Origin of the sequence: Bacillus sp. DE0042 (assembly GCF_007680225.1) — a bacterium.
Taxonomy (GTDB): domain Bacteria; phylum Bacillota; class Bacilli; order Bacillales; family Bacillaceae_G; genus Bacillus_A; species Bacillus_A wiedmannii.
This window is the reverse complement of record NZ_VEJP01000002.1, coordinates 1-25,002: the sequence shown is the minus strand read 5'-3', so window position 1 is coordinate 25,002 and position 25,002 is coordinate 1. Positions and strand designations below refer to the sequence as shown.

31 protein-coding genes are annotated in these 25,002 nt (G+C 33.3%); 24 read left to right on the top strand and 7 right to left on the bottom strand.

The window, feature by feature from the left end; all coding sequences use genetic code 11:
• The first annotated feature begins 89 nt into the window (after positions 1-89).
• Positions 90-335, top strand: coding sequence for a DUF3977 family protein (locus tag FS802_RS10380; RefSeq protein WP_098654300.1), 246 nt, complete (start codon positions 90-92; stop codon positions 333-335).
• A 21-nt stretch (positions 336-356) separates the two neighbouring features.
• On the top strand, positions 357-596 hold the full coding sequence (locus tag FS802_RS10375; RefSeq protein ID WP_098654301.1) for a hypothetical protein: 240 nt from the start codon (positions 357-359) through the stop codon (positions 594-596).
• 28 nt (positions 597-624) lie between these two features.
• Here the strand turns inward: FS802_RS10375 and FS802_RS10370 are convergent, their stop codons facing one another.
• The gene (locus FS802_RS10370) at positions 625-822 is read right to left on the bottom strand and encodes a hypothetical protein (protein ID WP_088081319.1); all 198 of its coding nucleotides are present in this window, start codon (positions 820-822) and stop codon (positions 625-627) included.
• A gap of 92 nt (positions 823-914) precedes the next feature.
• Here FS802_RS10370 and FS802_RS10365 point away from each other — a divergent pair, with 92 nt between their 5' ends.
• Positions 915-1,352: an NUDIX hydrolase gene (locus tag FS802_RS10365; RefSeq protein ID WP_000062931.1), complete on the top strand. Its 438-nt coding sequence runs from the start codon at positions 915-917 to the stop codon at positions 1,350-1,352.
• Between the two features lie 35 nt (positions 1,353-1,387).
• Here the strand turns inward: FS802_RS10365 and FS802_RS10360 are convergent, their stop codons facing one another.
• On the bottom strand, positions 1,388-1,999 hold the full coding sequence (locus FS802_RS10360) for a TetR/AcrR family transcriptional regulator (protein WP_098654302.1): 612 nt from the start codon (positions 1,997-1,999) through the stop codon (positions 1,388-1,390).
• A 159-nt stretch (positions 2,000-2,158) separates the two neighbouring features.
• On the opposite strand from FS802_RS10360, the gene kynU reads away from it, so the two are divergent.
• From kynU to FS802_RS10335, 5 genes are all read left to right on the top strand, one after another.
• On the top strand, positions 2,159-3,445 hold the full coding sequence (gene kynU / locus FS802_RS10355) for a kynureninase (RefSeq protein WP_098707879.1): 1,287 nt from the start codon (positions 2,159-2,161) through the stop codon (positions 3,443-3,445).
• A 2-nt stretch (positions 3,446-3,447) separates the two neighbouring features.
• Positions 3,448-4,077, top strand: a complete 630-nt coding sequence (kynB, locus tag FS802_RS10350; RefSeq protein ID WP_144525021.1) for an arylformamidase — start codon at positions 3,448-3,450, stop codon at positions 4,075-4,077.
• Between the two features lie 32 nt (positions 4,078-4,109).
• Positions 4,110-4,949, top strand: a complete 840-nt coding sequence (gene kynA / locus FS802_RS10345) for a tryptophan 2,3-dioxygenase (RefSeq protein WP_098707881.1) — start codon at positions 4,110-4,112, stop codon at positions 4,947-4,949.
• Between the two features lie 117 nt (positions 4,950-5,066).
• Positions 5,067-5,984 carry a serine hydrolase domain-containing protein gene (locus FS802_RS10340; RefSeq protein WP_098707882.1) on the top strand — a complete coding sequence of 306 codons (918 nt, stop codon included), beginning with the start codon at positions 5,067-5,069 and terminating at the stop codon, positions 5,982-5,984.
• Between the two features lie 16 nt (positions 5,985-6,000).
• Positions 6,001-6,624 carry a Pr6Pr family membrane protein gene (locus FS802_RS10335; RefSeq protein WP_001258052.1) on the top strand — a complete coding sequence of 208 codons (624 nt, stop codon included), beginning with the start codon at positions 6,001-6,003 and terminating at the stop codon, positions 6,622-6,624.
• 51 nt (positions 6,625-6,675) lie between these two features.
• On the opposite strand, the gene FS802_RS10330 is transcribed toward FS802_RS10335, so the two are convergent.
• Positions 6,676-7,008 (bottom strand): DUF3889 domain-containing protein, encoded by a 333-nt coding sequence (locus tag FS802_RS10330; RefSeq protein WP_000734895.1) that lies wholly within the window; start codon positions 7,006-7,008, stop codon positions 6,676-6,678.
• Positions 7,009-7,152: 144 nt separating this feature from the next.
• On the opposite strand from FS802_RS10330, the gene sleB reads away from it, so the two are divergent.
• From sleB to FS802_RS10285, 9 genes are all read left to right on the top strand, one after another.
• Entirely contained in the window at positions 7,153-7,932 is a 780-nt protein-coding gene (sleB, locus tag FS802_RS10325) for a spore cortex-lytic enzyme (protein ID WP_001249038.1), read from the top strand.
• 15 nt (positions 7,933-7,947) lie between these two features.
• Positions 7,948-9,288, top strand: coding sequence for a germination protein YpeB (gene ypeB / locus FS802_RS10320; protein WP_098654443.1), 1,341 nt, complete (start codon positions 7,948-7,950; stop codon positions 9,286-9,288).
• A 26-nt stretch (positions 9,289-9,314) separates the two neighbouring features.
• On the top strand, positions 9,315-9,911 hold the full coding sequence (locus tag FS802_RS10315; RefSeq protein WP_098720323.1) for a YhcN/YlaJ family sporulation lipoprotein: 597 nt from the start codon (positions 9,315-9,317) through the stop codon (positions 9,909-9,911).
• A 107-nt stretch (positions 9,912-10,018) separates the two neighbouring features.
• Entirely contained in the window at positions 10,019-10,375 is a 357-nt protein-coding gene (locus FS802_RS10310) for a hypothetical protein (RefSeq protein ID WP_098720322.1), read from the top strand.
• A gap of 26 nt (positions 10,376-10,401) precedes the next feature.
• Positions 10,402-10,899 (top strand): GNAT family N-acetyltransferase, encoded by a 498-nt coding sequence (locus FS802_RS10305; RefSeq protein WP_098707883.1) that lies wholly within the window; start codon positions 10,402-10,404, stop codon positions 10,897-10,899.
• A 197-nt stretch (positions 10,900-11,096) separates the two neighbouring features.
• Positions 11,097-11,555 carry a GNAT family N-acetyltransferase gene (locus FS802_RS10300; protein ID WP_098654440.1) on the top strand — a complete coding sequence of 153 codons (459 nt, stop codon included), beginning with the start codon at positions 11,097-11,099 and terminating at the stop codon, positions 11,553-11,555.
• A gap of 152 nt (positions 11,556-11,707) precedes the next feature.
• On the top strand, positions 11,708-12,244 hold the full coding sequence (locus tag FS802_RS10295; RefSeq protein WP_144525019.1) for a DUF1697 domain-containing protein: 537 nt from the start codon (positions 11,708-11,710) through the stop codon (positions 12,242-12,244).
• 147 nt (positions 12,245-12,391) lie between these two features.
• The gene (locus FS802_RS10290) at positions 12,392-12,820 is read left to right on the top strand and encodes a hypothetical protein (protein ID WP_098654439.1); all 429 of its coding nucleotides are present in this window, start codon (positions 12,392-12,394) and stop codon (positions 12,818-12,820) included.
• 96 nt (positions 12,821-12,916) lie between these two features.
• On the top strand, positions 12,917-13,501 hold the full coding sequence (locus tag FS802_RS10285; protein WP_098654438.1) for an SMI1/KNR4 family protein: 585 nt from the start codon (positions 12,917-12,919) through the stop codon (positions 13,499-13,501).
• Positions 13,502-13,640: 139 nt separating this feature from the next.
• Here the strand turns inward: FS802_RS10285 and FS802_RS10280 are convergent, their stop codons facing one another.
• Positions 13,641-14,042 carry a DUF2178 domain-containing protein gene (locus tag FS802_RS10280; protein WP_098654437.1) on the bottom strand — a complete coding sequence of 134 codons (402 nt, stop codon included), beginning with the start codon at positions 14,040-14,042 and terminating at the stop codon, positions 13,641-13,643.
• Positions 14,043-14,252: 210 nt separating this feature from the next.
• On the opposite strand from FS802_RS10280, the gene FS802_RS10275 reads away from it, so the two are divergent.
• Positions 14,253-15,422 carry a ParM/StbA family protein gene (locus FS802_RS10275; protein WP_000025618.1) on the top strand — a complete coding sequence of 390 codons (1,170 nt, stop codon included), beginning with the start codon at positions 14,253-14,255 and terminating at the stop codon, positions 15,420-15,422.
• An 11-nt stretch (positions 15,423-15,433) separates the two neighbouring features.
• The gene (locus tag FS802_RS10270; RefSeq protein ID WP_001257747.1) at positions 15,434-15,769 is read left to right on the top strand and encodes a hypothetical protein; all 336 of its coding nucleotides are present in this window, start codon (positions 15,434-15,436) and stop codon (positions 15,767-15,769) included.
• A gap of 118 nt (positions 15,770-15,887) precedes the next feature.
• On the opposite strand, the gene mleBCA is transcribed toward FS802_RS10270, so the two are convergent.
• Positions 15,888-16,742, bottom strand: a complete 855-nt coding sequence (mleBCA, locus tag FS802_RS10265) for a BCA family alpha/beta fold macrolide esterase (protein WP_000136590.1) — start codon at positions 16,740-16,742, stop codon at positions 15,888-15,890.
• Between the two features lie 186 nt (positions 16,743-16,928).
• Between mleBCA and FS802_RS10260 the strand changes: the two genes are divergently transcribed.
• Positions 16,929-17,858, top strand: a complete 930-nt coding sequence (locus tag FS802_RS10260) for an NADP-dependent oxidoreductase (protein WP_098654436.1) — start codon at positions 16,929-16,931, stop codon at positions 17,856-17,858.
• Between the two features lie 117 nt (positions 17,859-17,975).
• On the opposite strand, the gene pdxR is transcribed toward FS802_RS10260, so the two are convergent.
• Positions 17,976-19,415, bottom strand: a complete 1,440-nt coding sequence (pdxR, locus tag FS802_RS10250) for a MocR-like pyridoxine biosynthesis transcription factor PdxR (protein ID WP_098654434.1) — start codon at positions 19,413-19,415, stop codon at positions 17,976-17,978.
• A gap of 146 nt (positions 19,416-19,561) precedes the next feature.
• Here pdxR and FS802_RS10245 point away from each other — a divergent pair, with 146 nt between their 5' ends.
• Positions 19,562-20,479, top strand: coding sequence for a DMT family transporter (locus FS802_RS10245; RefSeq protein WP_098654433.1), 918 nt, complete (start codon positions 19,562-19,564; stop codon positions 20,477-20,479).
• 131 nt (positions 20,480-20,610) lie between these two features.
• The gene (locus FS802_RS10240) at positions 20,611-21,648 is read left to right on the top strand and encodes a DnaA N-terminal domain-containing protein (protein WP_098654444.1); all 1,038 of its coding nucleotides are present in this window, start codon (positions 20,611-20,613) and stop codon (positions 21,646-21,648) included.
• Positions 21,649-21,665: 17 nt separating this feature from the next.
• On the opposite strand, the gene secY is transcribed toward FS802_RS10240, so the two are convergent.
• Complete coding sequence (gene secY / locus FS802_RS10235) at positions 21,666-22,970, bottom strand: preprotein translocase subunit SecY (protein WP_000490105.1); 1,305 nt, start codon at positions 22,968-22,970, stop codon at positions 21,666-21,668.
• 535 nt (positions 22,971-23,505) lie between these two features.
• Here secY and FS802_RS10230 point away from each other — a divergent pair.
• Positions 23,506-24,021, top strand: a complete 516-nt coding sequence (locus tag FS802_RS10230; RefSeq protein ID WP_001091622.1) for a DinB family protein — start codon at positions 23,506-23,508, stop codon at positions 24,019-24,021.
• A 583-nt stretch (positions 24,022-24,604) separates the two neighbouring features.
• Positions 24,605-25,002: metallophosphoesterase (locus FS802_RS10225; protein WP_186367212.1), on the top strand; the 398-nt coding region annotated here is incomplete at its 3' end.

The window sequence follows — 25,002 nt, the reverse complement described above, 5'->3', positions numbered from 1 at the left end:
TTCTTTGTGAGCTCATGTTCTGTCGGAATGTGCGCTTACCGGGGAAATAATTGAATAGTTAAAAATTAATTTCCGGAAGAGGAACTTATGTGAAGTATATTGAAATTGGCATCGGAAATAGGTGGTTCGTTCGAACAGAAACTGAAAATAAAGATGGAACTGAATTTGAGGAACGAGGAATTATAAAACCTATTTATTTTGAGTCTTTATATGTACGAATTTGGTTTCGGAAAACGTGTCTTATTTTTGATACGAAAGAAGGGTTTAAGAAAATAAGAAAAAATAGAGATGAGTATAAGTTTATTGTTGGATTTGTAAGTAGGTTAAAACAATAGAATTAAATAGGGGGTGTTCTTATAATTAGAATCACCACACTCATACTCGCTATTATTGTAATGGGCTATTCTATTTACAGTTGGAATGATGATTCGAAGCAAAGTGTGCTTATTTTGCAATTATTGTTATGTTTTATGCTAGCTGGTATGGGGATACAAATTGTTAAGAAGGATGAAAAAGAGAATAAGAATATGGGGCTGTTACTTTTACTTACAACGCTATTTTGTATTGCTGTGTCGTTAATGAAATATTTAAAATAAGCTGTTACTTAATATGTTGAGTAACAGCTTATTTTTTTGAAGTTTTCTCATTAAAAATAGTAGTTGCTGTTTGGTACATTTCTTTATCAATACAAAATTTTTCTGTTATCCAATAAGCAAGTTCAGAAGAGGTAAGACTATGTTCGCTTTTCTTACCTTGGAAATATTGTTTTAAAACATTATCATTAAATGATAGAAATTCGTTTACTAGTTTTTCTGACGGCATATTTTTTTCCTTTCAATATAGAAGTTAGCATTAAGAATATTATACAATAAATATCAGAAAATACAGTTATTAATAGAGTGGGAGAGAATTATATGTCTATGTCGCTATATTATAAAAAGATCCGGGAGCAATTAGGTCATGAACTAATTTTTATGCCGAGTGTAGCTGCTGTTATAAAAAATGGGCAAGGAGATATTTTGTTTCAATATCCTGGCGGGGAATACTGGAGTTTGCCAGCTGGAGCAATTGAACTTGGGGAAACTCCAGAAGAAGCAGTAGTTCGGGAAGTTTGGGAAGAAACAGGATTGAAAGTGCAAGTAAAAAAACAAAAAGGGGTATTTGGAGGAGGAGAGTACCGTCATATATATCCGAATGGCGATGAAGTAGAATATTTAGTTGTTGTGTTTGAGTGTGAAGTTATTAGTGGCGAGCTAAAATCGTTAGATGGTGAATCTTTAAAACTAAAATATTTCTCTTTATCTGAAAAGCCACCATTAGCGTTACCGTACCCAGATAAAATATTTTTATAGATGTAAAATAGCACACCTTACTTATTGAAGGTGTGCTATTTATATAATCCGGTCGTATACATCTCAGTTAACGTATGTACAACCTCTTCTAAGTCGATCTTTTTATCATTTTTCACAATTGTCCAAAGAAACATCTCATTCATCGCGAACCAAGCACGAGCTACAATTTCTTTATTTAATTCAGGATGTGCTAATCCACCTTCTTGAGAGTATGTAATATCCTGCGCAATATTGTTTATAAAGCGTTCCCGTATCTCGTCCCATTTTTGACGTATCTCTTTTGATAATCCTATAGCTTCTTGAACAATTTGCAATATAGCTCGTTCTTTTTCTGCTAGTTGTAGGAATGCTCTAACTTGATTTTGAATCATTTTATGTGCTTCTTCTTTCGTTTGAGGGGAAAAGGAGCGCTCAGCAATATCATAAAATTGATTCATAACATCTTCCATTAAAACGATGAGGAGATCATCTTTGTTTTTAAAGTATACATATGCGGTGCCATAACCGGTTTCTGCATGTTTAATAATTTGTGTAATTGTAGTTTTTTGAAATCCGTTACGTATAAAAATAGTGTAACCAGCGTGTAATAGTTTCTTCTTTGTTTCTAAGGAGCGGTGTTTTCTTGCTGAAAGAGTAGTGTTTTTCAAAGAATCACCTCTTTATACTGAAATATCTGAAAATATAACTGTATTGTAAAAGGAATTTATATATAAAGTCAACTGACATAATATCATTGACGTTATATCAACTAAGGTGATATATTTCAATTAGTTAGAATAAAAAGAAAATTAAAAGAAGGTGACACCATGTATAAAGAACCATTTCAACCAACTTATGAATATGCGCTTGAATGTGATAAACATGATGAACTGAAAGATTTTCAAACTGAATTCTATAAAAAAGAAGGAACAATATATTTAGATGGAAACTCATTAGGACTACTTTCAAAAAGAGCAGAGAAATCGTTACTTACGTTGCTACATTCATGGAAGGAGTATGGCATTGATGGTTGGACAGAGGGTGAACATCCGTGGTTTTTCCTTTCGGAGAAATTAGGTGAGTTGACTGCACCTCTTATTGGAGCTTTACCGGAAGAGACAATTGTAACCGGTTCCACTACTACGAATATACACCAAGTGATTGCGACATTTTATGAGCCGAAAGGAATACGTACAAAAATTCTTGCGGATGAATTAACATTCCCGTCAGATATATATGCACTTCAAAGTCAAATTCGTTTAAAAGGATTAGATCCAGATGAGCATTTAGTACGAGTGAAAAGCCGAGATCGTAGAACACTTTCTGAAGATGATATTATTCACGCAATGACAGATGATATCGCGTTAATTTTATTACCTTCTGTACTATATAGAAGTGGCCAAATTCTTGATATGAAACGTTTAACAGCGGAAGCACATAAGCGTGGTATTCATATCGGATTCGATTTATGTCATTCAATCGGTTCTATTCCGCATCATTTCAAAGAATGGGATGTTGATTTCGCAATTTGGTGTAATTATAAATATTTAAATGCAGGACCTGGTGGAGTTGCGGGGCTTTATGTAAATAAAAAGCATTTTAATAGACTTCCTGGATTATCAGGGTGGTTTAGTTCTAGAAAAGATAAGCAGTTCGATATGGAACATACATTAACAGCGGCTGATCATGCAGGTGCTTATCAAATTGGTACACCGCACGTATTAAGTACTGCACCTTTAATTGGTTCTCTTGAAATATTTAAAGATGCTGGTATAGAACGTTTACGTGAAAAATCGCTACATATTACAAGATACATGCTGGATTTAATTGATCATGAATTAAAAGATTTCGGATTTATAATTGGAAATCCATTAGAGGATGAAAAACGAGGCGGGCATATTTATTTAGAGCATGCAGAAGCAGCACGCATATGTAAAGCGCTAAAAGCAAATGGAGTTATCCCTGATTTCCGTGCACCTAATGGAGTAAGACTTGCGCCAGTTGCTTTATATAATACATACGAAGAAGTATGGCATTCTGTTCAAATTTTAAAGAAAATCATGAAAGATGAAGAATATAAGCAGTTTGAAAATAAGCGAGAGGTTGTGGCATAAACATGAAATCATCAGAGTGGATTGATATTTCACAACCGCTAAATAATGATATTGCCACTTGGCCAGGAGATACACCGTTCTCGTATGAAGTTTCATGGTCAAAAGAAGAAAGTGGTTCAGTAAATGTCGGAAAGTTAACGATGAGTATTCATACAGGTACTCATATTGACGCACCGTTTCATTTTGATAATGATGGAAAGAAAGTAATAGATTTAGATGTTCAAGTTTATGTCGGTCCAGCACGGATCATTGATGTTTCTAATCTTGAAAGCATTGGGAAAAAGGAATTAGAAAACTTTCATTTAGAAGGCGTAGAACGCTTGTTGTTACGCACATCTTCACATGGTAAAGTGAATGAATTCCCAGTTGTAATCCCGCATTTACGTGCTGATATCGCACCATTTCTTTCTGAAAAGGGAATTCGTTTAATTGGGGTTGATGTACAATCAGTTGATCCATTAGATGATAAAGAATTAGCAGCGCACCATCAATTGTTTAAACATGGCATACACATTTTAGAAAATGTCGTACTAGATCATGTAGCAGACGGTGATTATGAATTAATCGCATTACCACTTGCCTTGACAGATGCAGATGGAAGTCCAGTTCGAGCAGTTATTAGACCAATATAAGTAGAAATATATAAAAGGGGCGTTTGGCTAATATGAAAGAAAACGAAAAGGTAATTATGGAAAAAGGAATTCATACGGACTTTAAAGAGAATATGACATACGGGGAGTATTTACAATTAGATAGTTTACTATCTTCTCAAAAGAGATTATCAGATCATCATGATGAAATGTTATTCATCGTGATTCACCAAGCAAGCGAGCTTTGGATGAAATTAATTTTACATGAGTTAAATGCAGCAATCGAATCTATTAAAAATGATAAATTACAACCAGCTTTTAAAATGTTAGCACGTGTATCAAAAATTCAGTCGCAAATTATTCAATCTTGGGATATTCTTGCGACATTAACACCATCAGAGTACATTGAATTCCGTGACTCACTCGGTCAAGCCTCAGGGTTTCAATCGTATCAATATCGTATGATTGAGTATGCACTTGGCTATAAAACACCGCACGCATTAAAAATTTATGAAAAGGATCCAGAATTACACGCTCGACTTCATACAGCACTACATGCACCAAGTTTGTATGATGTGGCAATTCAAGCTCTTGTAAAAGAAGGATTCCCTATTCATAAAGATGTGTTAAATCGTGATATTACGCAGCCTTATGAAGAAGACGCAACAGTAGAAGCAGCATGGATAGAAGTGTATGCAGATGTGAAGAAGTATTGGGATTTATATCAGCTTGCTGAAAAATTAATCGATATTGAAGACTGGCTACAACAATGGCGTTTCCGTCATATGAAAACGGTTGAACGTATTATTGGTCATAAAATGGGAACAGGTGGATCTTCTGGTGTATCTTATTTGAAAAGGGTACTTAATCAATGTTTCTTCCCAGAGCTTTGGAATGTTCGTACGAAATTATAAAAAACAAACCTGTCAGTTTATTACTGGCAGGTTTGTTTTTTATTTGAACACATTTATGTTTTAATTAAAGCTACAAGATATAATAAATAAGGTAATGATTTAATTGGAGGTAAAGTTTTGGATTTCAAGCAACTAGAAAATAAATTTGAAAAGAAAAAAGTAAATACATTTCTCGTTTATCAAAAAGGTGAGCTAACCAATGAATATTATAAAACGATAGAATGTTCAAGTAATTTATATAAAATAAATTCGATTACAAAAAGTATTGTATCCATATTAATAGGTATTGCAATCGATAAAGGATATATAAATGATATACATACACCAATTACAAAATGGATTCCAAATATACCAGAAGAAAAAAACGAATTAACAATTTATCATCTATTAACGATGACTACAGGTGAAGATTGGAAAGAGTTCGGAAATGGAGTAGTGTTCCCAAATGATTTTGTAGAATCGGAAAACTGGGTGCAATACATATTAGAAAAAACAATAATTGAAGAACCCGCTACAAAAATGAATTATAACTCAGGGTCTTCGCATTTGCTTAGTTACATTATTCAAGAAGCTACCGGAATGTCGACAGAACAATTTGCAAAAAGATATTTATTTGATCCGTTAGAAATTACCGAATATGAGTGGCAACAAGATCCTCAAGGCATACATGTCGGTGGTTTCGGTATGAAAATGAAATCTAAAGATTTATTAAAGCTAGGAATTTTATGTTTGCAGAATGGATATTGGCAGGGGAATGAAATTGTATCATCGAAATGGTTAGAAGAATCAAGTACACCTCTATTTGAAACGTATGAACATGTCGGGGCATATGGATATCACTGGTGGGTATTGAATAACGAAAGATTTCACATACCGTATTGTATGTACTTTGCTATGGGGTACGGCGGACAATACATCGTTATCATACCTCAATTAGAGCTTGTTGCTGTAATAAGTAGTCATATGCCAAAACGTGGACTCGTTCCATTGAAATTATTTATTGAACATGTACAAGAGAATGATAAGTTGATATAAGAAGAGGAGAGAATGTATGAGAAGTGTAAAAACATTATCTTTATTTAGACTATGTTTAAGTCTTCTAGCATGTAGCGCCATTATTACGCAATTTATAATAAGGGCACAAGTGAAACCGTTCAATCCAGTTAACTTTTTTAGTTTCTTTACGATCGAAAGTAACATCTTAGTTGCATGTATTCTCCTTTTAAGTAGCATTGGAACAGCTACATTTGGCCGGTCAGAGCAGTTTAGTATACTTCGTGGTGCCGCAACTGTATATATACTTACGACAGGACTCATTTATTTTTTGCTATTAAGAGGATTAGAAGAATCACTTCAAACCGCAATACCATGGGTAAATACAGTGCTACATTATATCATGCCAATTGCCATGCTTTTAGATTGGATTATAAATCCACCTAGTAAGAAAATCACTTGGAAACAAGCTGCAAGTTGGCTCTTATTCCCGTTCTTTTACGTTGTGTACAGCTTAATTCGTGGCACGATTGTGAATTGGTATCCTTATCCGTTTTTAGATCCGAGAATAGGCGGATATGGTAGAGTGCTTTTATACAGTATAGGGATAGCGATTGTAATTAGTGCTATTTGTATATTGGTAAGATTTTTAGGGAATCGAGATTTTAGGAAAGAATTTTAGAAATGAAAGAAACCCCACTGTTAACATTTTAATAGTGGGGTTTCTTTCATTTTATCTACTCGTCTTCTGAAATGACATTTTTATAAATTTATCTGTCTTCGTTTCAAATTCTACATCAACAAAAACACCATATTCTTTTCCATCTTCACGTAGCCACAATTTAAATTTTTCAACCGTTATTTGAACGGTTTTCGGTTTTCTACCTATATGAAGGTAATCAATAATCTCCGCTTTTGGGTATTGTTCTTTCGTCTTTTCTACAGCAAGTTTACCCCATTTGGCATACGGTGGCTGCGCATGAACAATTGATGGACCGATATATATATTTGAACATGTTGTTATGAACAGAATGACGAGTACGATACGCTTTAACAATTTCTTCATGATGAACTCCTTTTATCTTTTTTTATATTGTTTACATATTTTTTGAACGATATGAGTTTGGATTTTTTTGTCTTCTTTACATAAAAGCGAAGCTTTTACAAAACATAACCAAGAAATCATTTCCGTAATTAAGGAGGGAAAACCATGCGTCAAAAAGCTATTTTTAAAATAGCAATTTTACTTGCGTTCATAGGACTATCTTTGATGGTAAGTAGTATACAACTAAAAAATGTTGAAGCTTTTTCTAATCAAGTCATTCAAAGAGGAGCATCTGGCGAAGATGTCATTGAACTGCAATCTCGTTTGAAATATAACGGATTTTATACGGGAAAAGTGGATGGTGTTTTCGGATGGGGTACATACTGGGCACTTCGAAATTTTCAAGAGAAATTCGGATTACCTGTTGATGGTTTAGCTGGAGCTAAAACGAAGCAAATGCTAGTAAAAGCAACGAAGTATGATAAGTCAACTGCTAATAAAGGAACGACAACGAATAAAGGAAATAGTGGTGGTACTGCACAAGAAAATAAACCATCTCAAAATAAAGGGACAAATGTTCCAAATGGTTATTCTCAAAATGACATTCAGCTTATGGCAAACGCAGTATATGGAGAATCTCGTGGTGAACCGTACTTAGGGCAAGTTGCAGTAGCTGCAGTTATTTTAAATCGGGTTACAAGTGCATCGTTCCCAAATACCGTTTCGGGTGTCATCTTTGAGCCAAGAGCATTTACAGCGGTAGCAGACGGACAAATATATTTAACGCCAAATGAAACAGCGAAAAAAGCTGTATTAGATGCAATTAATGGATGGGATCCAACAGGAAATGCATTGTATTATTTCAATCCAGATACTGCAACGAGTAAATGGATTTGGACTCGTCCACAAATTAAAAAGATTGGGAAACATATTTTCTGTAAATAGAGCGGAGGTGGAACTATGTTACGAGGTATTATAATCGTATTATTAACAGTCGGTGTAGTTGGAACTGGATACTGGGGCTATAAAGAGCACCAAGAGAAGAATGCTGTATTAATTCGAGCGGAAAATAGTTATCAACGTGCGTTTCATGATTTAGCATACGAAGTTGATTTATTGCACGATAAAATTGGAACAACGCTTGCGATGAATTCACGTGCATCTTTATCACCTGCATTAGCAGATGTATGGCGTTTAACATCTGAAGCTCGTTCGGATGTAGGACAACTTCCTTTAACATTAATGCCTTTTAATAAAACGGAAGAATTTTTAGCAAATATCGGCGATTTTAGTTATCGTGCAGCCATTCGTGATTTAGAAAAAGAACCGTTAAATGATCAAGAATACAAAACGTTGGAAACTTTATATTCAAATGCAGGAAATATACAAGATGAGTTACGAAAAGTACAACATCTAGTTTTGAAGAATAATTTACGCTGGATGGATGTTGAGATGGCACTCGCATCAAATCGTGATCCTGCAGACAATACAATTATTGACGGATTAAAAACAGTAGAGAAAAACGTGACATCGTATTCATCTACAAACTTCGGACCGACCTTTACTAGTGCACAAACAAATAAAAAAGGCGGATTTGAAGCAGAAGGGAAAGCAATTTCTAAAGATGAAGCGGCGAAAATCGCAAAATCATTTTTGAATTTAAAAGGAAATGAAAAAGTAGATGTTGAGAAAAGCGGAAAAGGTGCGAAAGAATCTTTCTATAGTGTGAAAATTAAAGATAAAGCAACGAATAATGAGTTTTATATGGATATTACCGGCAAAGGCGGATATCCAATTTGGGTAATGAATAATCGAGAAATTAAAGAACAGAAAATTAGTTTAAACGATGCAGGAAATAAAGGTTTGACATTTTTAAAGGACCATAAATTTAATAATATGGAGATTTTTGATAGCTCGCAATATGATAATGTTGGTGTATTTACGTATGTAGTAAATGAGAATGGTATACGAATTTATCCAGAAGCAATCCAAATGAAAATTGCTTTAGATGATGGTTCTATCGTTGGTTTTTCAGCAAAAGAATATTTAGCATCACACCAAAAACGAACAATTCCCTCAGCAAAGCTAACTGCAGCAGAAGCAAGAAAGAAAATCAATCCAGATGTTAAAGTTATGGAAGAACGTAAAGCTGTAGTTGTAAATGATTTGCATAATGAAGTACTTTGCTATGAATTTGTAGGTACTTTAGGGAAAGATACGTACCAAATCTTCATTAATGCAAATAGCGGAGCAGAGGAAAAAGTGAAGAAAATGCAAGCTGTTGAAAAAATTTATGATTAAACTTTAATAGTAAAGTGGTGAAAATAATGAAAATCCTAATATATATGTTGATGCTTTGCTTTTTTATAACAGGATGCAGTATTGGAAAAAAGGACAATCCAAACGAAAAACCAGAGCAAAAAAATGTTTCGACGAAAAATGTTAATTATACGAACAAACCAAATAAGCCAAATGAAAAAGCAGCGGATCATTTAGCATCTTTAGCCGCAAGTGTGCCAGGGGTAAATGATGCAACAGCCGTAGTAGTCGGCAAATATGCTATTGTAGGTATTGATGTAAAAGCGGAACTTGATCGAACTCGTGTTGAGTCCATTAAATACTCTGTAGCAGAAAGTTTAAAAAACGATCCGGATGGTGCTAATGCAGTCGTTGTAGCGGATGTTGATACGTATGAACGACTGAAACAAATTGGAAAGCAAATTAAAAAAGGAAAAACAGGTGAAGGTATACTTGATGAGTTAGCAGCAATTGTTGGCCGAGTAATGCCACAAGTTCCAAATGACATGATTGAAAATCGAGAAACGAATCCAATTAAAGATAATGATAAACAATTACCAAAAGATGAAGAACAAGAACTAAGAAAAGAACAGAATGACCAATCAAATAATCATTTGAATAAATAAAACTAACCCCGTACTAAAATGTGCGGGGATTTTTCAACATAATATTTAATATTCAGTTTATTTTTAAGGGAATATATGGTTTAATTATGATGGGAGGGACAACTGTTATGATGAAAAAAAGCGCATTAATAGTATGTAGTTTATGCTTAGGTTTCAGTATGACAGAGTGTGAACAGAAGAAAGAAGTGAAAAAACAAACAGCGACTTCTTCTACTGTGATGGAAAGGCAGCAGAAAGATTCTATCAATATAAATCATTTCTCGAACATAAATGAAGGAATGACTTATACAGAAGTGAAAGATTTAATTGGTTTTGATGGTAATTTACTTATAGAAGAAGGTGTAGAAGATTCTACACAAATTAAACAAATTTTTGCTTGGAAGGGAAGCGATCCAACTTCATTAGTTGAAATTACCTTTTTAGATGGAAAAGTGCATTCAAAAGAGCAGCAAGGTTTAAGTTAATAAGTTGAAAAATGGGAGAGTTTCGCATGAACATACATACAGGGGAAATTCAATTAGTTCCGTATAAGGAGAAATATAAAGAAGTTATACAAACATTTACTTTACCAAGTGAACAAGTTCAATTTACATCAGACCCAGGTGAATTATTGGAGAAAGCAAAAAGTGATCGAACAAAAAATGTGATTGTTATTTTAGATTACAACGGGGTACCTGTTGGTCTTTTTGCATTGCAAACAGGGGATAGAGTACAGGAGTTCACAGACAATCAAGATGCTATACTTTTAACTTCGTTTTCTATAAATCACAATAGACAAAGAAAAGGATATGCTAAAAAATCATTGGCATTATTACAAGAGTTTGTAAAACGTTATTTCCCGATAAAAAATGAGGTTGTACTTGCTGTGAATGAAAAAAATATTCCGGCACAAAATTTATATGAAAAAGTCGGCTTCCAAGATAAAGGCTTTAGAAGAATGGGACCAATTGGTCAACAAATTATAATGCATTTACCTATCATAAAATAATGAGAAGAAAAACTTACTCTTGAAAAACAAGGTAGTAAGTTTTTTTATTTAGAACGATAAGAGAATATATATGAAAAGGCTATATTTAAGAGTAAAGAAATTATAGCTAGTTACATAAAAAATAAAGATACTTGAAAAACTTTAAATTTAGTAAGTTCTACAATCATTAAATAATACTTTTGGGGGGGCGTAGCTTTATGGAAATTATTCAATTACTAAAGAAGGATGACTTATTTAATAAGGCAATAGATGTTTTTTGGAAAGAATGGGGGGAGGCAGGTGGGCGTGCATTTTATGAAGATTGTATGACTAATGCTTTAACTGATCCAAATGACATACCAAGTTTTTACATTGCAAAAGTAGATGATAAGATTGTCGGAACGTATGCATTAATTCGCAATGATTTAAATAGTCGTCAAGATTTGAGCCCGTGGCTAGTGTGTTTGTTTGTAGATGAAAAATTTAGGGGCAACTCTATAGGAGCAAAATTGTTGAATCACGGACTGCTAGAAGCTGCAAAGAGAGGGTATCACTTTCTTTATCTTACTTCAGATCTTAACGGATATTATGAAAAATATGGATGGAAAGAAATTGGAGTTGCTTATGGGCCTAGTGGAGGGTACATACCTTTGTTTAAAAAGTCAACGGCTCTATAACGAAAGCACTTTTTATTCAACAAACAGGTGCTTTCGTTAAATGAAATTAAACACCAAAAACCTTACTACAATAAAATGTAGCAAGGTTCTTATAGGTTATATTAAATAACTTTACATCAACTTTGAAACACATTTAAACGAGGAGAAATGATATGACAATTTATATTGCATTACTAAGAGGAATCAATGTAGGCGGACATAAGGTAATCCAAATGGCTGATTTAAAACAAATGTTTGAATCAATAGGGTTAAAACAAGTAAAAACATATATTCAAAGCGGTAATATCGTGTTTGAATATGATGAAGATATAAAATTTCTAAAGGAAAGAATACAATCTGAAATTAAAATCACTTTTGGGTATGATGTTCCAGTCATGTTAAGAATACATGAGGAATTTATAAATATTATAAAAAGTTGTCCTTATGAAGCCGATTCATTGCTAGAAGGTGAAAGTATACATGTTGCTTTCTTAGCAAATGAACTTTCTGAAAAAGAAAAATATCAGCTGCTTATGCAAAAAAATGAGACTGAAGATTGCTATATTCATGAAAAAGTTGTGTATTTATTTTTCAAAAATAGCATTCGAAATTCTAAATTAATGAACCAGTTTCAGAAGTTACATACACCAGCTACAGTAAGAAATTGGCGGACTGTGAATAAATTAAAAGTGATAGTTGAAGGTATGTAAAGAAATACGGTAAAGTATATTGGAATACGATTGACAATAGACTAACATCTACAGAAACAAACTCTTAGGGACGTATTACTTAGGGGTGATAAATGTTTAAGAGACTATAGTTATAGTATAAAATAAACAAATTAAGGGGTAGGTAAGATGGGGAAATTTGTGAAAGACCAAAAGGTAGTTGCACTTACATTAGAGGGTTTAGCACCATGTACGGTTGTAAGAGTTGGTTGGATTTTTATCATGGTACAAGTAGAAGAAACGAAGCACCTATACTCACTTACAAAAGGTAAGATAACGTCTATAGAAGAAGATAAACACTATCTTTTAGAAGAGAGTTTTGATGAAGAGGGCGTTTATGATATAGGTAGGGTATTTGGTGCAATTGAAACAACAGACATGGAACTTGCAAAGAAATCATTTGAAGAAAATGAAGACTTCAAGAAATACGAAGATTTTCACAATCCATCAGAAGGGAAACTGTATGATGGAGAGTACTATACTACAATCAAAACAGGTAAAGAGTTATTAGGACAATACTTTAATCAAGAAGGAATAGAGCGTAATGGTACAAATTAAATTAGATGTGAAAACAGTTAAAAGTAAAATCTTATTTATGTTAGGTATATAGACTAATAAAAAAATTTTATATTTTATTATTGGGAGGACGAAATAATGGATTTGGTAAACAAATTTTTAAACGGCTTGAGAGCAGCATTATCTACAGATGATCTCGAAACACTAAATAAAGCGTGCGGTGCTACAAAAGAGGATATTGATACATTAAGGTCAGAATATCCAAATTGTCCAGAATCACTAATCTCTTTTCTTGAAAATATTGATGGTACATATTGGCGGAAATATGGAGAAAACGAAGTTGCGGTATGTATTTTAGGCTCAGATGTTGAAGAGTATCCATATTATTTGCTTTCTACACAGCAAATGCTCGAAAGTTCAAAAGAAGAAGAAGACGTATCCTATCTTTTAGAATACCAAGATGACGAGGATGCTGTTGATTCTAAGATAAATCCAAAAGGACTTCTCCCTGGCACTTATATTCATTTTTCAGACTGTATGAACAATGGTGGAACATCAAGACTCTATATTGATTTTAACCCTTCTGATGAAGGTGTATGTGGTCAAATCATTCGTTTTTTGCACGACCCTGATGAATATGAAGTGATTGCAAACAGCTTTGATGAGTATTTACAGAATCTTATTGATGGTGATTTTAATTTTCTAGAAGAAGAATCTCAATAATTTGTCTACAAACTCATTTAAAAGGTTAGAAATTAAACAACTTTAAAGAGCCTTACTACAATATGATTTGTAGCGAGGCTCTTATATTTTTTAATCAAAATTAAATAACATTATTATTACTTTACAAAACCTCATCTTTTTATTTATATTGTTTAGCAACAACGAATTCGACAATAGGATAAATAAAGAATGAAGAACAAAGTGCGATAAAGAGAGGAAGATTCTTTATTTCATCGAGTAATAGGAATGCAAATCCTTCTGATAATATTAAAATAAAAAATATAAGGCATATAAGTGCAAAATAAGCAATTTTAAAGCTTTTATATTTAATTTGTTGTCCCATTTCATCTTTGCTTTCTTCTGATACTCCGTTTGGATCTCCCCAAGTCATATGATTGATGAGGTAGCTAATTATTATTGCGCTTGCGAAGATTGTTCCACCTAAAATCGCACCTTCAGAGATGTATTTATAGACTCCATGTATAAGTACTCCAAGTAACGATAAAGTGATTGTTAGTAAAATGAAATTTTTGCGATTCATATTAGAAACGGCACCTCCATAGTTGTAAAAAACTATTTACACCCATAGTATAAAATTGAAAAACCTTTATGTCAAATATTTTTTACATGAAAGGTGTAATAATATGATATTTTGTTTTTACGATTAATAAAAAATTACATTACATTTGAATGTAAAAGAATGGGCTCGCATATATTTGGAAGGGATGTCAGATTAATTTAGGGGGTAGTTATGTCTATTCTATTAAAAGCTGGTGCTGATGCAGGAAATAACGGTTTGAAGTTAATGGTGAAAGGGCAAGACCCTATTTTTATTCCGAGTATATATTCTTTATATATAGGAGAGCCTACAGGATTGTTAGATGAGAGTGATGTTTCATTATCCGAATTAGAAAATCACATTGACGTGACCATTAGTTCTCCATCGCTAATGTTAAATAATGTGCGGTATATCGTAGGTGAAAAAGTCATTCAAGATCAATTAAAAGGTACTGAGGTTGAGAAGAAATCAAATAAGTCAACTGATGAGTTAATGGTTATTACAATTCTATCTGGTTTAGCGGTGAGTGCTATGCGTCAAAGTCCAACTTCTAGTCATATTAATATTCGTTATGATTTATCTGTTGCTCTTCCTATGCAGCTTATTACACAAGAAATAGCTGCGGAAAATGCGAAGCGTTATATGGGCAATCATAAGGTTGTGTTCCATTATCCAAACGGACGTGATGTGACAATTAATATTTCAATCGAATATTGTAAATGCCTGCCTGAAGGCGCTTCTGGTACGTGGGGCATTGTATATGATGAAGAAGGAAATGTTGTGAAACATAAAATTGAATGTGAACAAAATCAAGTTTCAGAAGTTGATTTTGTTGATAAAACTTTATTGTCTTTTGATATTGGTGCAGGGACGACAGAAGAAGTAGTTTCACTAGGTGTGAACTTTAGACCACAACTAAGTAAGGGCTTATCATATGGTGTGAAAGAAACGTTACTACAAATTATTACAAGATGGAACCGGAAGTATCCAACAAAGACGATTGATAGTATTACAGAGTTTAACCAAATTTATTTAAATGATAAGCATCCGAGAAATGCATTATTAGTTGAGGAATCACAACCAGCATTATTAGGATTAGCAGCACGTGTCGCAACGGATATTATAAATAAAATTGATGACATGAAAGACGATCCATACGTATTTATTTATGGCGGGGGCGCAGTAATTATTAAAAACAGTTTAAAAATGATTTTAAAACAAAAAGGACGACTAACAAATGTAATCTTTGTAGATAATCCATTATTTACAAATGCACGTGGATTATTAGTCTACACTTGTTCACCAAAATATAGAGAGCATAAGCAAAAAGAGTTAGGATTTACAAACTTAACGATAAGTTAGTTGGTGGAAGTATGCGATCTAGGCGATATAAACGTGGTGATCGAGTAAAAATCAATATTCATAAGTCAGTATCACCTGAAATGATTGCATGGCTAAATAAACAATCAAATCCAACCAATTTCTTTTTCTTTGCAGCGCAGCAACTCTTTAAACAAGTAGGAGATATTGATGTGTCAAAAGCTATACCAAGTAGCCATGTTTTCTCATTATACGTAGAGCCATCTTCCTTATTAAAGGTCGAAGTAAATCCTTTTAAAAATGTACCACTAGAAGCTAATAAATCCACCGATAATATTAAAAAAAAATCATGGGAATCTGTTGATCAATTAGATTGTCCGTTTTTTTAAACATAGAAAAAATAAGTATTGCCCATCACTATACATACGGATACAGTGATGGGCTTTTTTACATGTAACGAATAGAAGGGGCACAAATTGTGGTGTGCCCCTTCTATTCGTTATTTATCTATATTTTAGATGTATGTTCAGTAACTGCATGAAGTATGTCTTCCCAGTCATCAGGATGATTTTCATGTCCTGCGCCTTCAAGGGTTAATAGCAATGAGTTAGGAATTTCATCAATAAGTGCGAGACCATGTTCAAAAGGGAGTGCTGTATCGTCTGTTCCGTGAATAACTAATGTAGGTGCTTGTATGGAGTGAAGCACACCTTCATAAGCATCATCCCCTTGAAGTAAAGCGTGATTAAACATACTTAATAGATTATTTGCTCGTTCTATTTCTTGTTTTACTTGATTATAGACTCTTTTTTCATCAAATGTTCGTTTGGATCCACATAAAAGGCGAGATCCGGAAACTAAATATTCTGCTACAACATTTTCATTTGTCCAATCTAAATGCGTGCCATTTGCGTGATGTGTTAAAATTCTTTCGTCCATCGGAGGTAAATCGCGCGTGTTATCGTCAGAGCCTATCACACTTGTAGCTAATAATGTTAACGTTAAAATTCTTTCGGGATGTTTTACAGCAGCAATTTGAGCGATCATACCACCTAATGACATACCAAATAGATGTGCTTTATCAATATGATAAGCATCGAGTACCCCAATTGCATCTTCAGCCATATTTGTAACTGTATAATTGGAAGTTCCAGGCTCATATGTAACAGAGCATCCCACATCACGGTTATCAAAACGAATAACAAATTTCCCCGTGTTAGCCAACTGTTCACAAAACTCTTCATCCCAATAAACCATTGAACACGTAGCGCCCATAATTAATAAAATAGCTGGGTTTTTAGGGTTCCCAAAGCTTTCTGTACATATATCAATCCCGTTTATTTTAAATATCTTTTCAGTCATAGAGTTTTCCCCATTTCTTTTGAATTTCATTAAAAATACAATGTTGAGTGATTCTAAGGTGTATGTAAGTTTCGTTTTGGAATTAATAGTGCAATAACCCCTAAAAATAAGTATATAGCCATTCAAGGCAAAAAATTTTGAGAAATATTTGTATGTTATTAAAATAAATAGCAAGGAGGAATGGAAATGAAAGCAATTGTTATAGATCAATATGGTAATGTTGAAGAATTAAAAGAAAGACAAGTTTTAAAACCGGTTGTTAAAGATAACGAGGTATTAATACGCATTCTCGCAACATCTATTAATCCTGTTGATTGGAAAATAAGAAAAGGAGACTTACAAGAACAGTTACGATTTTCATTTCCAATTATTTTAGGGTTAGATGTAGCTGGGGTTATTGAAGAAGTTGGGGAAGAGGTAGAGTGCTTCAAAGTAGGAGATAAAGTATTTACGAAACCTGAAAATATAGGGAAGGGCTCTTATGCTGAATTCATTACAGTAAAATCGGATTTAGTATCCTATATGCCTACTAATCTAAGTTATGAAGAGGCAGCTTCTATTCCTCTGGCAGGACTTACAGCGTGGCAAAGTCTTGTAGATTACGCAAAAATAAAAGAACATGACCGAGTACTCATTCATGCTGGAGCTGGTGGAGTTGGAAGTTTGGCAATCCAAATCGCAAAATCATTTGGAGCTTTTGTTGCAACAACTGCAAGTAGTAAGAATGAAGAGTTTTTAAAGTCTTTAGGAGCAGATCTCGTTATTGATTATAAAAAAGATAAATTTGAAGAATTACTATCAGATTTCGATATTGTATTAGATACAATAGGTGGTGAAGTACAAAAGAAAAGCTTTCAAATTATAAAAGCTGGTGGTGTGTTAGTTTCGATTGTTCATGAGCCAATTCAAAAAATAAAAGGGATAAAATCAGGGTTTTTATGGCTAAAACCAAACGGAAAGCAATTAGAAGCATTATCAAAATTAATTGTACACGGAAAAATAAAACCAATTATAAGTAAAGTTGTGCCGTTTAATGAAGAGGGGGTTAGAGAAGCTCATATTTTGAGTGAAGGTCAACATGTTAGAGGTAAAATTGTAATGAAAGTCGGAGGATAATGAAGATAGTGGCTTGTAGAGAAAGTGAAGTTGAACCAGGAAAAAACTTAGAAATAAATACTATCCCAAAATTTACATTTTTATTTTGGGATAGTATTTATTATTGGACATGTAATGTTATTTCAATAATATACAATTTCGTATTGTATCATGTAATTTCTCTAAACCAATCAACATATCTTTTTCATTTAACATTGAGTAGCTAATCCGTAATTGATTATTACTTATATCGGTATTTAATAGACAAGCTGTTCCTGGTAAAAAAGAGACATCTACTTCATTTGCTTTTTGTAATAAGGTAAAGGGATCTATCGAATCAGGAAGTGTAATCCATAAATTAAAGCCACCATTTGGTATTTCAAATCGTAATTCTTTAAGTGGTGATAACATATCAATCGTTATGTCACGTCTAATTTGTAGAGCCGTACGTAATTTTTCTAAATGATTTTTCATACGTTCTGCACGTAAAAAAGGAAGGAGTGCTTTTTGCGTTAATAAAGGACTACCGATATCCATTGAACCTTTTACAGCATATAACCATTCAAAAATAGGCCCATCGGCAATAAGAGATGCGATACGCAATCCTGGTGCTAACGTTTTACTAAATCCTTTTATATATATTACATGACCGTTCGTATCAAAATTTTTGATAGGAGGGGGAATAGTAGCACCCTCAAAATATATTTCTCCGAAAGAATCATCTTCAATTATAAAAAACTCATATAGCTCTGCTAATTCTATAAGTTCCATTCGCCTTTCATTACTCATTACTGTACCTGTCGGGTTCTGGAAAGTTGGATTCGTATACAATAATACGGGATTTTTACTTTGACAAATATCATCGATTAAGTCGGATCGAACTCCATGATTATCAAGAGAAACTGGTATAATTTTAGCGCCTTTATTGATGAAAATATCAAGTGCAGAACTGTAACAAGGACTTTCCACTAATACAATATCACCAGGTTTTAATAATGTTTGAGCAATTAAATCAATTCCTTGTTGTGCTCCGCTTGTAATTAATAATTGAGATGGATCGGTCACTAAATTTTGGTGTTCACTTAAGTAATTTGCTATTTCAACTCGCAGTTCATAATCACCCTGTACTGGCCCATAAGTTGCTAGGATCATCTGGTCTTTATTAAGTATTTTATGCATTTCGTCTGCTAAGAATGGATTTGGCAATAAACGAGGATATAAAATTGCTTGTGAAAAATCGTAATATTTTCGGTGCTGATTCATTGCATATTGAGATCGCATAACATTAATCGTTTTCGTTTGTTGCCATTTGTACGGAATTGGTTTGAAATCTTTCTTTACATGTTTATGTATATAAGCACCTTTTCCTTGCTCAATGCGTATATATTCTTTCTTTTCTAATTGCTTATATGCCTTACGAACAGTTAATAGGCTAATCTGCAAATCTTCGGCCATAGAGCGTAAAGATGGAAGGGGGTCACCATGCGCAAGCATGCCACTTTGTACTCTTTCAACGATTTGCATATATATTTGTTGGTAATACGGTATGTTGGATTCTTTACGAAGGACAATCTTCATGGTTTCACCTTTTTCGTTTTTATTTTATTAAAGCGAAAAATATAAAGAGAATCAACTACAATTTTAAGTAACTGTTATATACATAGATACACTGTTATACACCATACCTTCTATACTCATGTTAAGAGTAAAAAGGAGGAAGAAAAATGGTCATTTTCAATTATATTTTAGTATGTATTATTTTCGGAACAACATTTTTAACGATAAAAATCGGAATTGAAGCAGGAGCGCCCCCATTATTTTCAGCAGGAATTCGTTTCTTTTTAGCAGGCGTAATTCTGATAATTATATTTAAGTTAAAGCGAAAAGAAATTATGCCACATGTATTTTCAAAACGTATTATATATGCTGGTTTTTGCTTAACGTTTATGACATTCGCTACATTGTACTGGGCGGAACAATATATTTCTTCAGGATTAGCTGCTGTACTTTCTGCTACGGGGCCGATGATGATTTTATTATTACAGGCAAAGAGAAATAAGGAAAAATTACAAAAAGAGCAACTCGTAGCATTAATTATTGCACTAATAGGTGTTATTTTTGTTTCTTTACCAGGAACGCACCAAGAAATAAGTCTCATATGGAGTATCGCTTGTTTTGTTTTAATAATAGGAGAGTTATTTTACGGAATAGGCTCTATTCGCTCAAAAGAAATACTTTCGGATTTACAAAGTGTTTCACCATTTCTCATTAATGGTATTCAAATGTTTTACGGAGGAGTTTTATTACTAATCATATCCGTCATAGTAGAACAACCGAATGTATCTGTATTAGCTTCATGGAGTGTACAGTGGCCTATTTTATATCTTATCTTTATCGGATCAATTGGTGGGCACGGATTATATTATTGGCTCTTATCAAAAACAAACCCTGTATTCCCGTCAACGTGGTTATATGTATCACCGCTAATTGCTATTATAGTAGGATATATCATATTAGGAGAACCTTTAAACCCTACAATGGGAATAGGTGCTTGTTTTATTTTGGTTGGTGTATTTTTAGCTAATCGATCCACACTCCGGAGCTATTTCAAACAAGGGAAATTATTTGAGAAGGAAATGTAGTTGTATAAAGAAGCAGCCCTGTATATAACAGGGCTGCTTCTTTATACATGATACGGATTGACTTTATTTATTGGAAAGGCGTAATATTATTAAGCTATATGAAAGAGAACTGTAAAAAGAGGGGAGTTATTATGAAAATGAATTGGACTGAAGTAAAGGAAAAAATTCGACCGCAAATTTCAAAACCATCATATGAAACTTGGTTTACTAATACTACTGTTTATTTAGAGGATGATATATTAACAATTTATTGTCCAAATGAATTTGCTCGTGACTGGTTAGAATCTCACTACAAAGAATTAGTATTTCATACATTAAGAGAAATGTTTAATACGACGTTTGAAATCCAGTTTGATCTATGTAATGACGAACCATCAAAGTTGAAAGATGTTCCAAAAAAAAGGCTAAATAGCTGGGATGAAGTAAAGAAAGCGTTAAGGCCAAAATTAGCAGAGAAAACATTTATAACCTGGGTTAGAAATACAAATGCTACTATAGAAGATAATACATTAATAATCTTTTGTGAGGATGCGTTTCATCGTGATTTGCTTGAAGGTGAGTATAAAAATATAATTTCAAGTACCGTACAGAAAATTACAAATGAAGAATATCAAATTTGGTTCGAAATAGAATCAAAAACCACTTCTATCACACATATTCATCATATGCAAAATAATCCACTCACTTCCGGACAAGAAGAACCCAATACAATTTGGAATGAAATAAAAGGTAAAATGCAATTAATAATTTCAAGACCTTCATATGAAACATGGGTTAAAGAAACGACAGCCAGAATAAATGGAAATTCATTGATTATTTATTTTGAAAACGAATTTCAACAAGAATGGGTTGAAAAGTCTTATAAAGATTTAATTTCGCAATTAGCTAAAAAGTTAACTGGAAATACATATGAACTTCAATTTGAATTAGAATCAAATAAAGATGCAACCAGTAGTGGTGAAAAATCAAAATCACCTACTGAAAATACTATTTTCGAATTATGGGAGCAGTTCAAATCGTCCAATGATGAGTTAAAATATAATAATGTAGAGGATAGCGAAAAACGCATCCAAGCATTAGAAGAAAAAATTGTGAACTTAGAAAAAGTGATTGATACATTAGTGGGAAAATTAGAGGTAGTAGAATTAAAAACACAGTTGGAAAAATAACCAACTGTGTTTTTTACTTAATTCGCTTTATTGATAAATCCTTTATAATGACGTTTTACAAGCTGACTTTCTAAAGTCTTCATTGTTTCAAGTGCTACACCGACGATGATAAGTAAGCTTGTACCACCAATTTGTGCAGAAGGTGGTAATGTAGCAATTTTCGTGAATACGAGCGGTAAAATTGAAATTGCCCCTAAGAAAATTGCACCGATAAATGTTAAACGGTATAAAATTTTAGTTACATATTGTTCTGTTGATTTACCAGGACGAATACCAGGCACATAGCCATTTTGCTTTTTCAAATTCTCAGCCATTTGTTCAGGGTTTACTTGAATAAATGCGTAGAAGTATGTAAAAGCAACGATCAGACCGACATAAAGCGTCATTCCAATTGGATGTGCGAAATCAAGATTTGCAACTAACCATTGCGATACGCTTGAATCAGGGAAGAGCTGCGCAATTGTACGCGGCGTCATTAAAAATGCGGAAGCAAAGATAACTGGAATTACACCAGCACTATTTACTTTAAGAGGTAAATGAGTGTTTTTTGCTCCTTGATATTGATTGTTTCCTGAAACAGCTTTTGCATATTGAATCGGTATTTTACGCACAGCTTGTTGAATGTAAATAACGCCAACAACTATCGCTAAAATTACGAGACCAATTAAGACCATCTTTATGATGTGCATGAATAATTGATCGCCTGCATTTTGAAATTGTTGCAAATAAATTTGATTCGCAACATTTGGAATCGCCGCAACAAGTCCTGCGAAGATAATCATCGAAATACCATTACCTACTCCATTAGCGGTAATTTGTTCACCTAACCAAAGTAAAAATGCAGTACCTGCAGTTAAAACTGTCGCAATAAATAAGTATGTAGTCCAGCTTTGATCTGTTATTAATTGTCCACCTGCTATATTATTAAAGCCATAAGACATCCCAATGGCTTGTATGAAGGCGAGAATGATTGTAAAGTATCGAGTGAATTGAGCTGATTTCTTACGGCCCATTTCTCCTTGCTTTGCCCATTCCGAAAATTTAGGTATAACGTCCATTTGTAGTAATTGTACTATGATGGAAGCTGTAATATATGGTGTAATACCTACAGCGAAGATTGAGAAGTGTTGCAGTGCTCCTCCGCCAAATACGTTTAGCATACCTAAAACGTTAGCTTGATCTTGTACTTTTAATACCTCTGCGTTAGTATGAGGAACTGGAATAAACGTGCCAATTCGAAAAACAATTAGCATCGCTAGTGTAAAAAGAATTTTGTTTCTTATCTCAGCTACTCTCATGAAATTTGAAATCGTACGAAACATTATGTCGCCTCCTATATTTTTATCAGTTCAAAACTGATTATTATATCCCGATGAAGTAACCACAAACCTCCTTCCGCATTAAATTCATTTGACAAATGGAATTTTATACATTTTGTAGTTTTCTCGGATATAAAAATATAAGGTGTTTTTTAGCGACCAATAAGCTTTTCGTAATTATTCAATACACATAATATATCGAATAAATTAACAAATGTACATACATACGCATGAAAAATGAATGAATAGGGGCATTTTTTACATTTATTTAATGCTAGATTGATAATTAGGAACGTTTTATGTAGTTGTATTGAAAGGATTCCGTGGAAAGTATTATGGTGTAGCTGTAGCACATGATAACCTCAAGGAAATCTTCAAGGATGTTGAGAAAACTCATATATTTTGTCGTGAATTAGAGAAACTATTAAAGCAAGAAAAGATTTGATTGAAATAGTAGTGAAGGAAAATCTTTCTTCTATAGAGAATATTTCTAACGCAGGAATCTAAGTATATAGGTTCTAATGAAAGGAGAATTCACATGAACACATTTGTAAAGGATAAGTTTTATAAAACGAGAAATCAATTATTTGAGGAAATTACTTTGTTAAGTGATGCTCAATTTAATAGAAAACCAGATAAGGATAAATGGAGTATAGCACAAGTTTGTCATCACTTAGTTTTATTAGATGAGAGAGTTATAACGGTTATTTCGTCAGGATTAAAAAAGATGGATAGTTTCCAAAATGAGCGTAAAGAAATTCATACTATTGTATTAGATAGATCGATAAAATTTATAGCACCAGAAATGATTGAACCAAGTATAGAACCATTTGAAGTGCTGCAAATGGTTGATTTGTTAAACGACTCTAGAAAAGAATTAATGCGTTTTCTGAGTACAATAGAAGATGAATCTAAATTGGCAAAAAAATCAGTGATGCATCCAGCTCTTGGAGAATTACTTCTTGATCAGTGGATAGAATTAATCTATTTGCATGAACAGCGTCATATAGAACAAATCAAAGAGGTCAAATTGCTTTGTGAAGTTGAAAAGTAAAAATTATTATCTATTTATTGAGCGATTTAAGATAGCATCAAGGGTTTGAGTGATAAAATACAAGTCTTAATTAAAATTATGATGAATTTAGTTGAAAGCAACCAATAAGCAGAAGAAAATACGAAACTAGCAGATCTTACTCTTGAATAGGAAACGAACATTCAAAAAAACGAATCCGAATTGTTGTATAAGTGTAACTCCGTCTTAAATGAAGAACGGGGTTATTATTTTTGGAAGTGACCTCAGCATTTTCATTTAGAAGGAAATAAATTAGCAATGAAATCCGAAAATGTAATTAGCATTACATACTATATCTTTAAGTTATAATGATTTCCGGAAATGAGTTATATGTCCATAATTTTGACAGTACATATACATCTACCGTTGGTTTAGCGCTCTTCACACGTTAGAGGAAGAAGTAAATACTATTCTGCTAGGGGGGATATGCATTTTATTCTCTATATTTTCAGCAGAACCACCTCCAAAATTATCTTTTGCAGTTGGATTTTTCCGAATAATAAGTTACATTTTTAAAGTTCAAGCTACTTTATAGCAGTACAAAAAGGGGAGAAATATTGTTATTATGCAAAAAATGAAATGGAAGAACTATGTATGCTATTTTATTATTCTTATGCTTATTGTAACAGCAGTAACAGCCAAACCAGCTATTTCTAAGGCTGAGGAATCTGATGTTAATATTACATTGTTAGGTACTGCAGATATTCATGGTAGATTTATGCCCTGGGATTATGCGCTCGATGGTGCAAATACGAGCGGAAGTTTAACACAGCTTTATACGGTTATAAAGAAGGTGCGTCAAGAAAATCCCAATACCATATTAGTAGATGCTGGGGATACAATTCAAGGAAACTCAGTAGAATTATTCAATGATCAGCCACAATCGCCAATGATGGTAGCGATGAATGCAATGGGATATGATGCTTGGGCATTTGGAAATCATGAATTTAACTTTGGATTAGA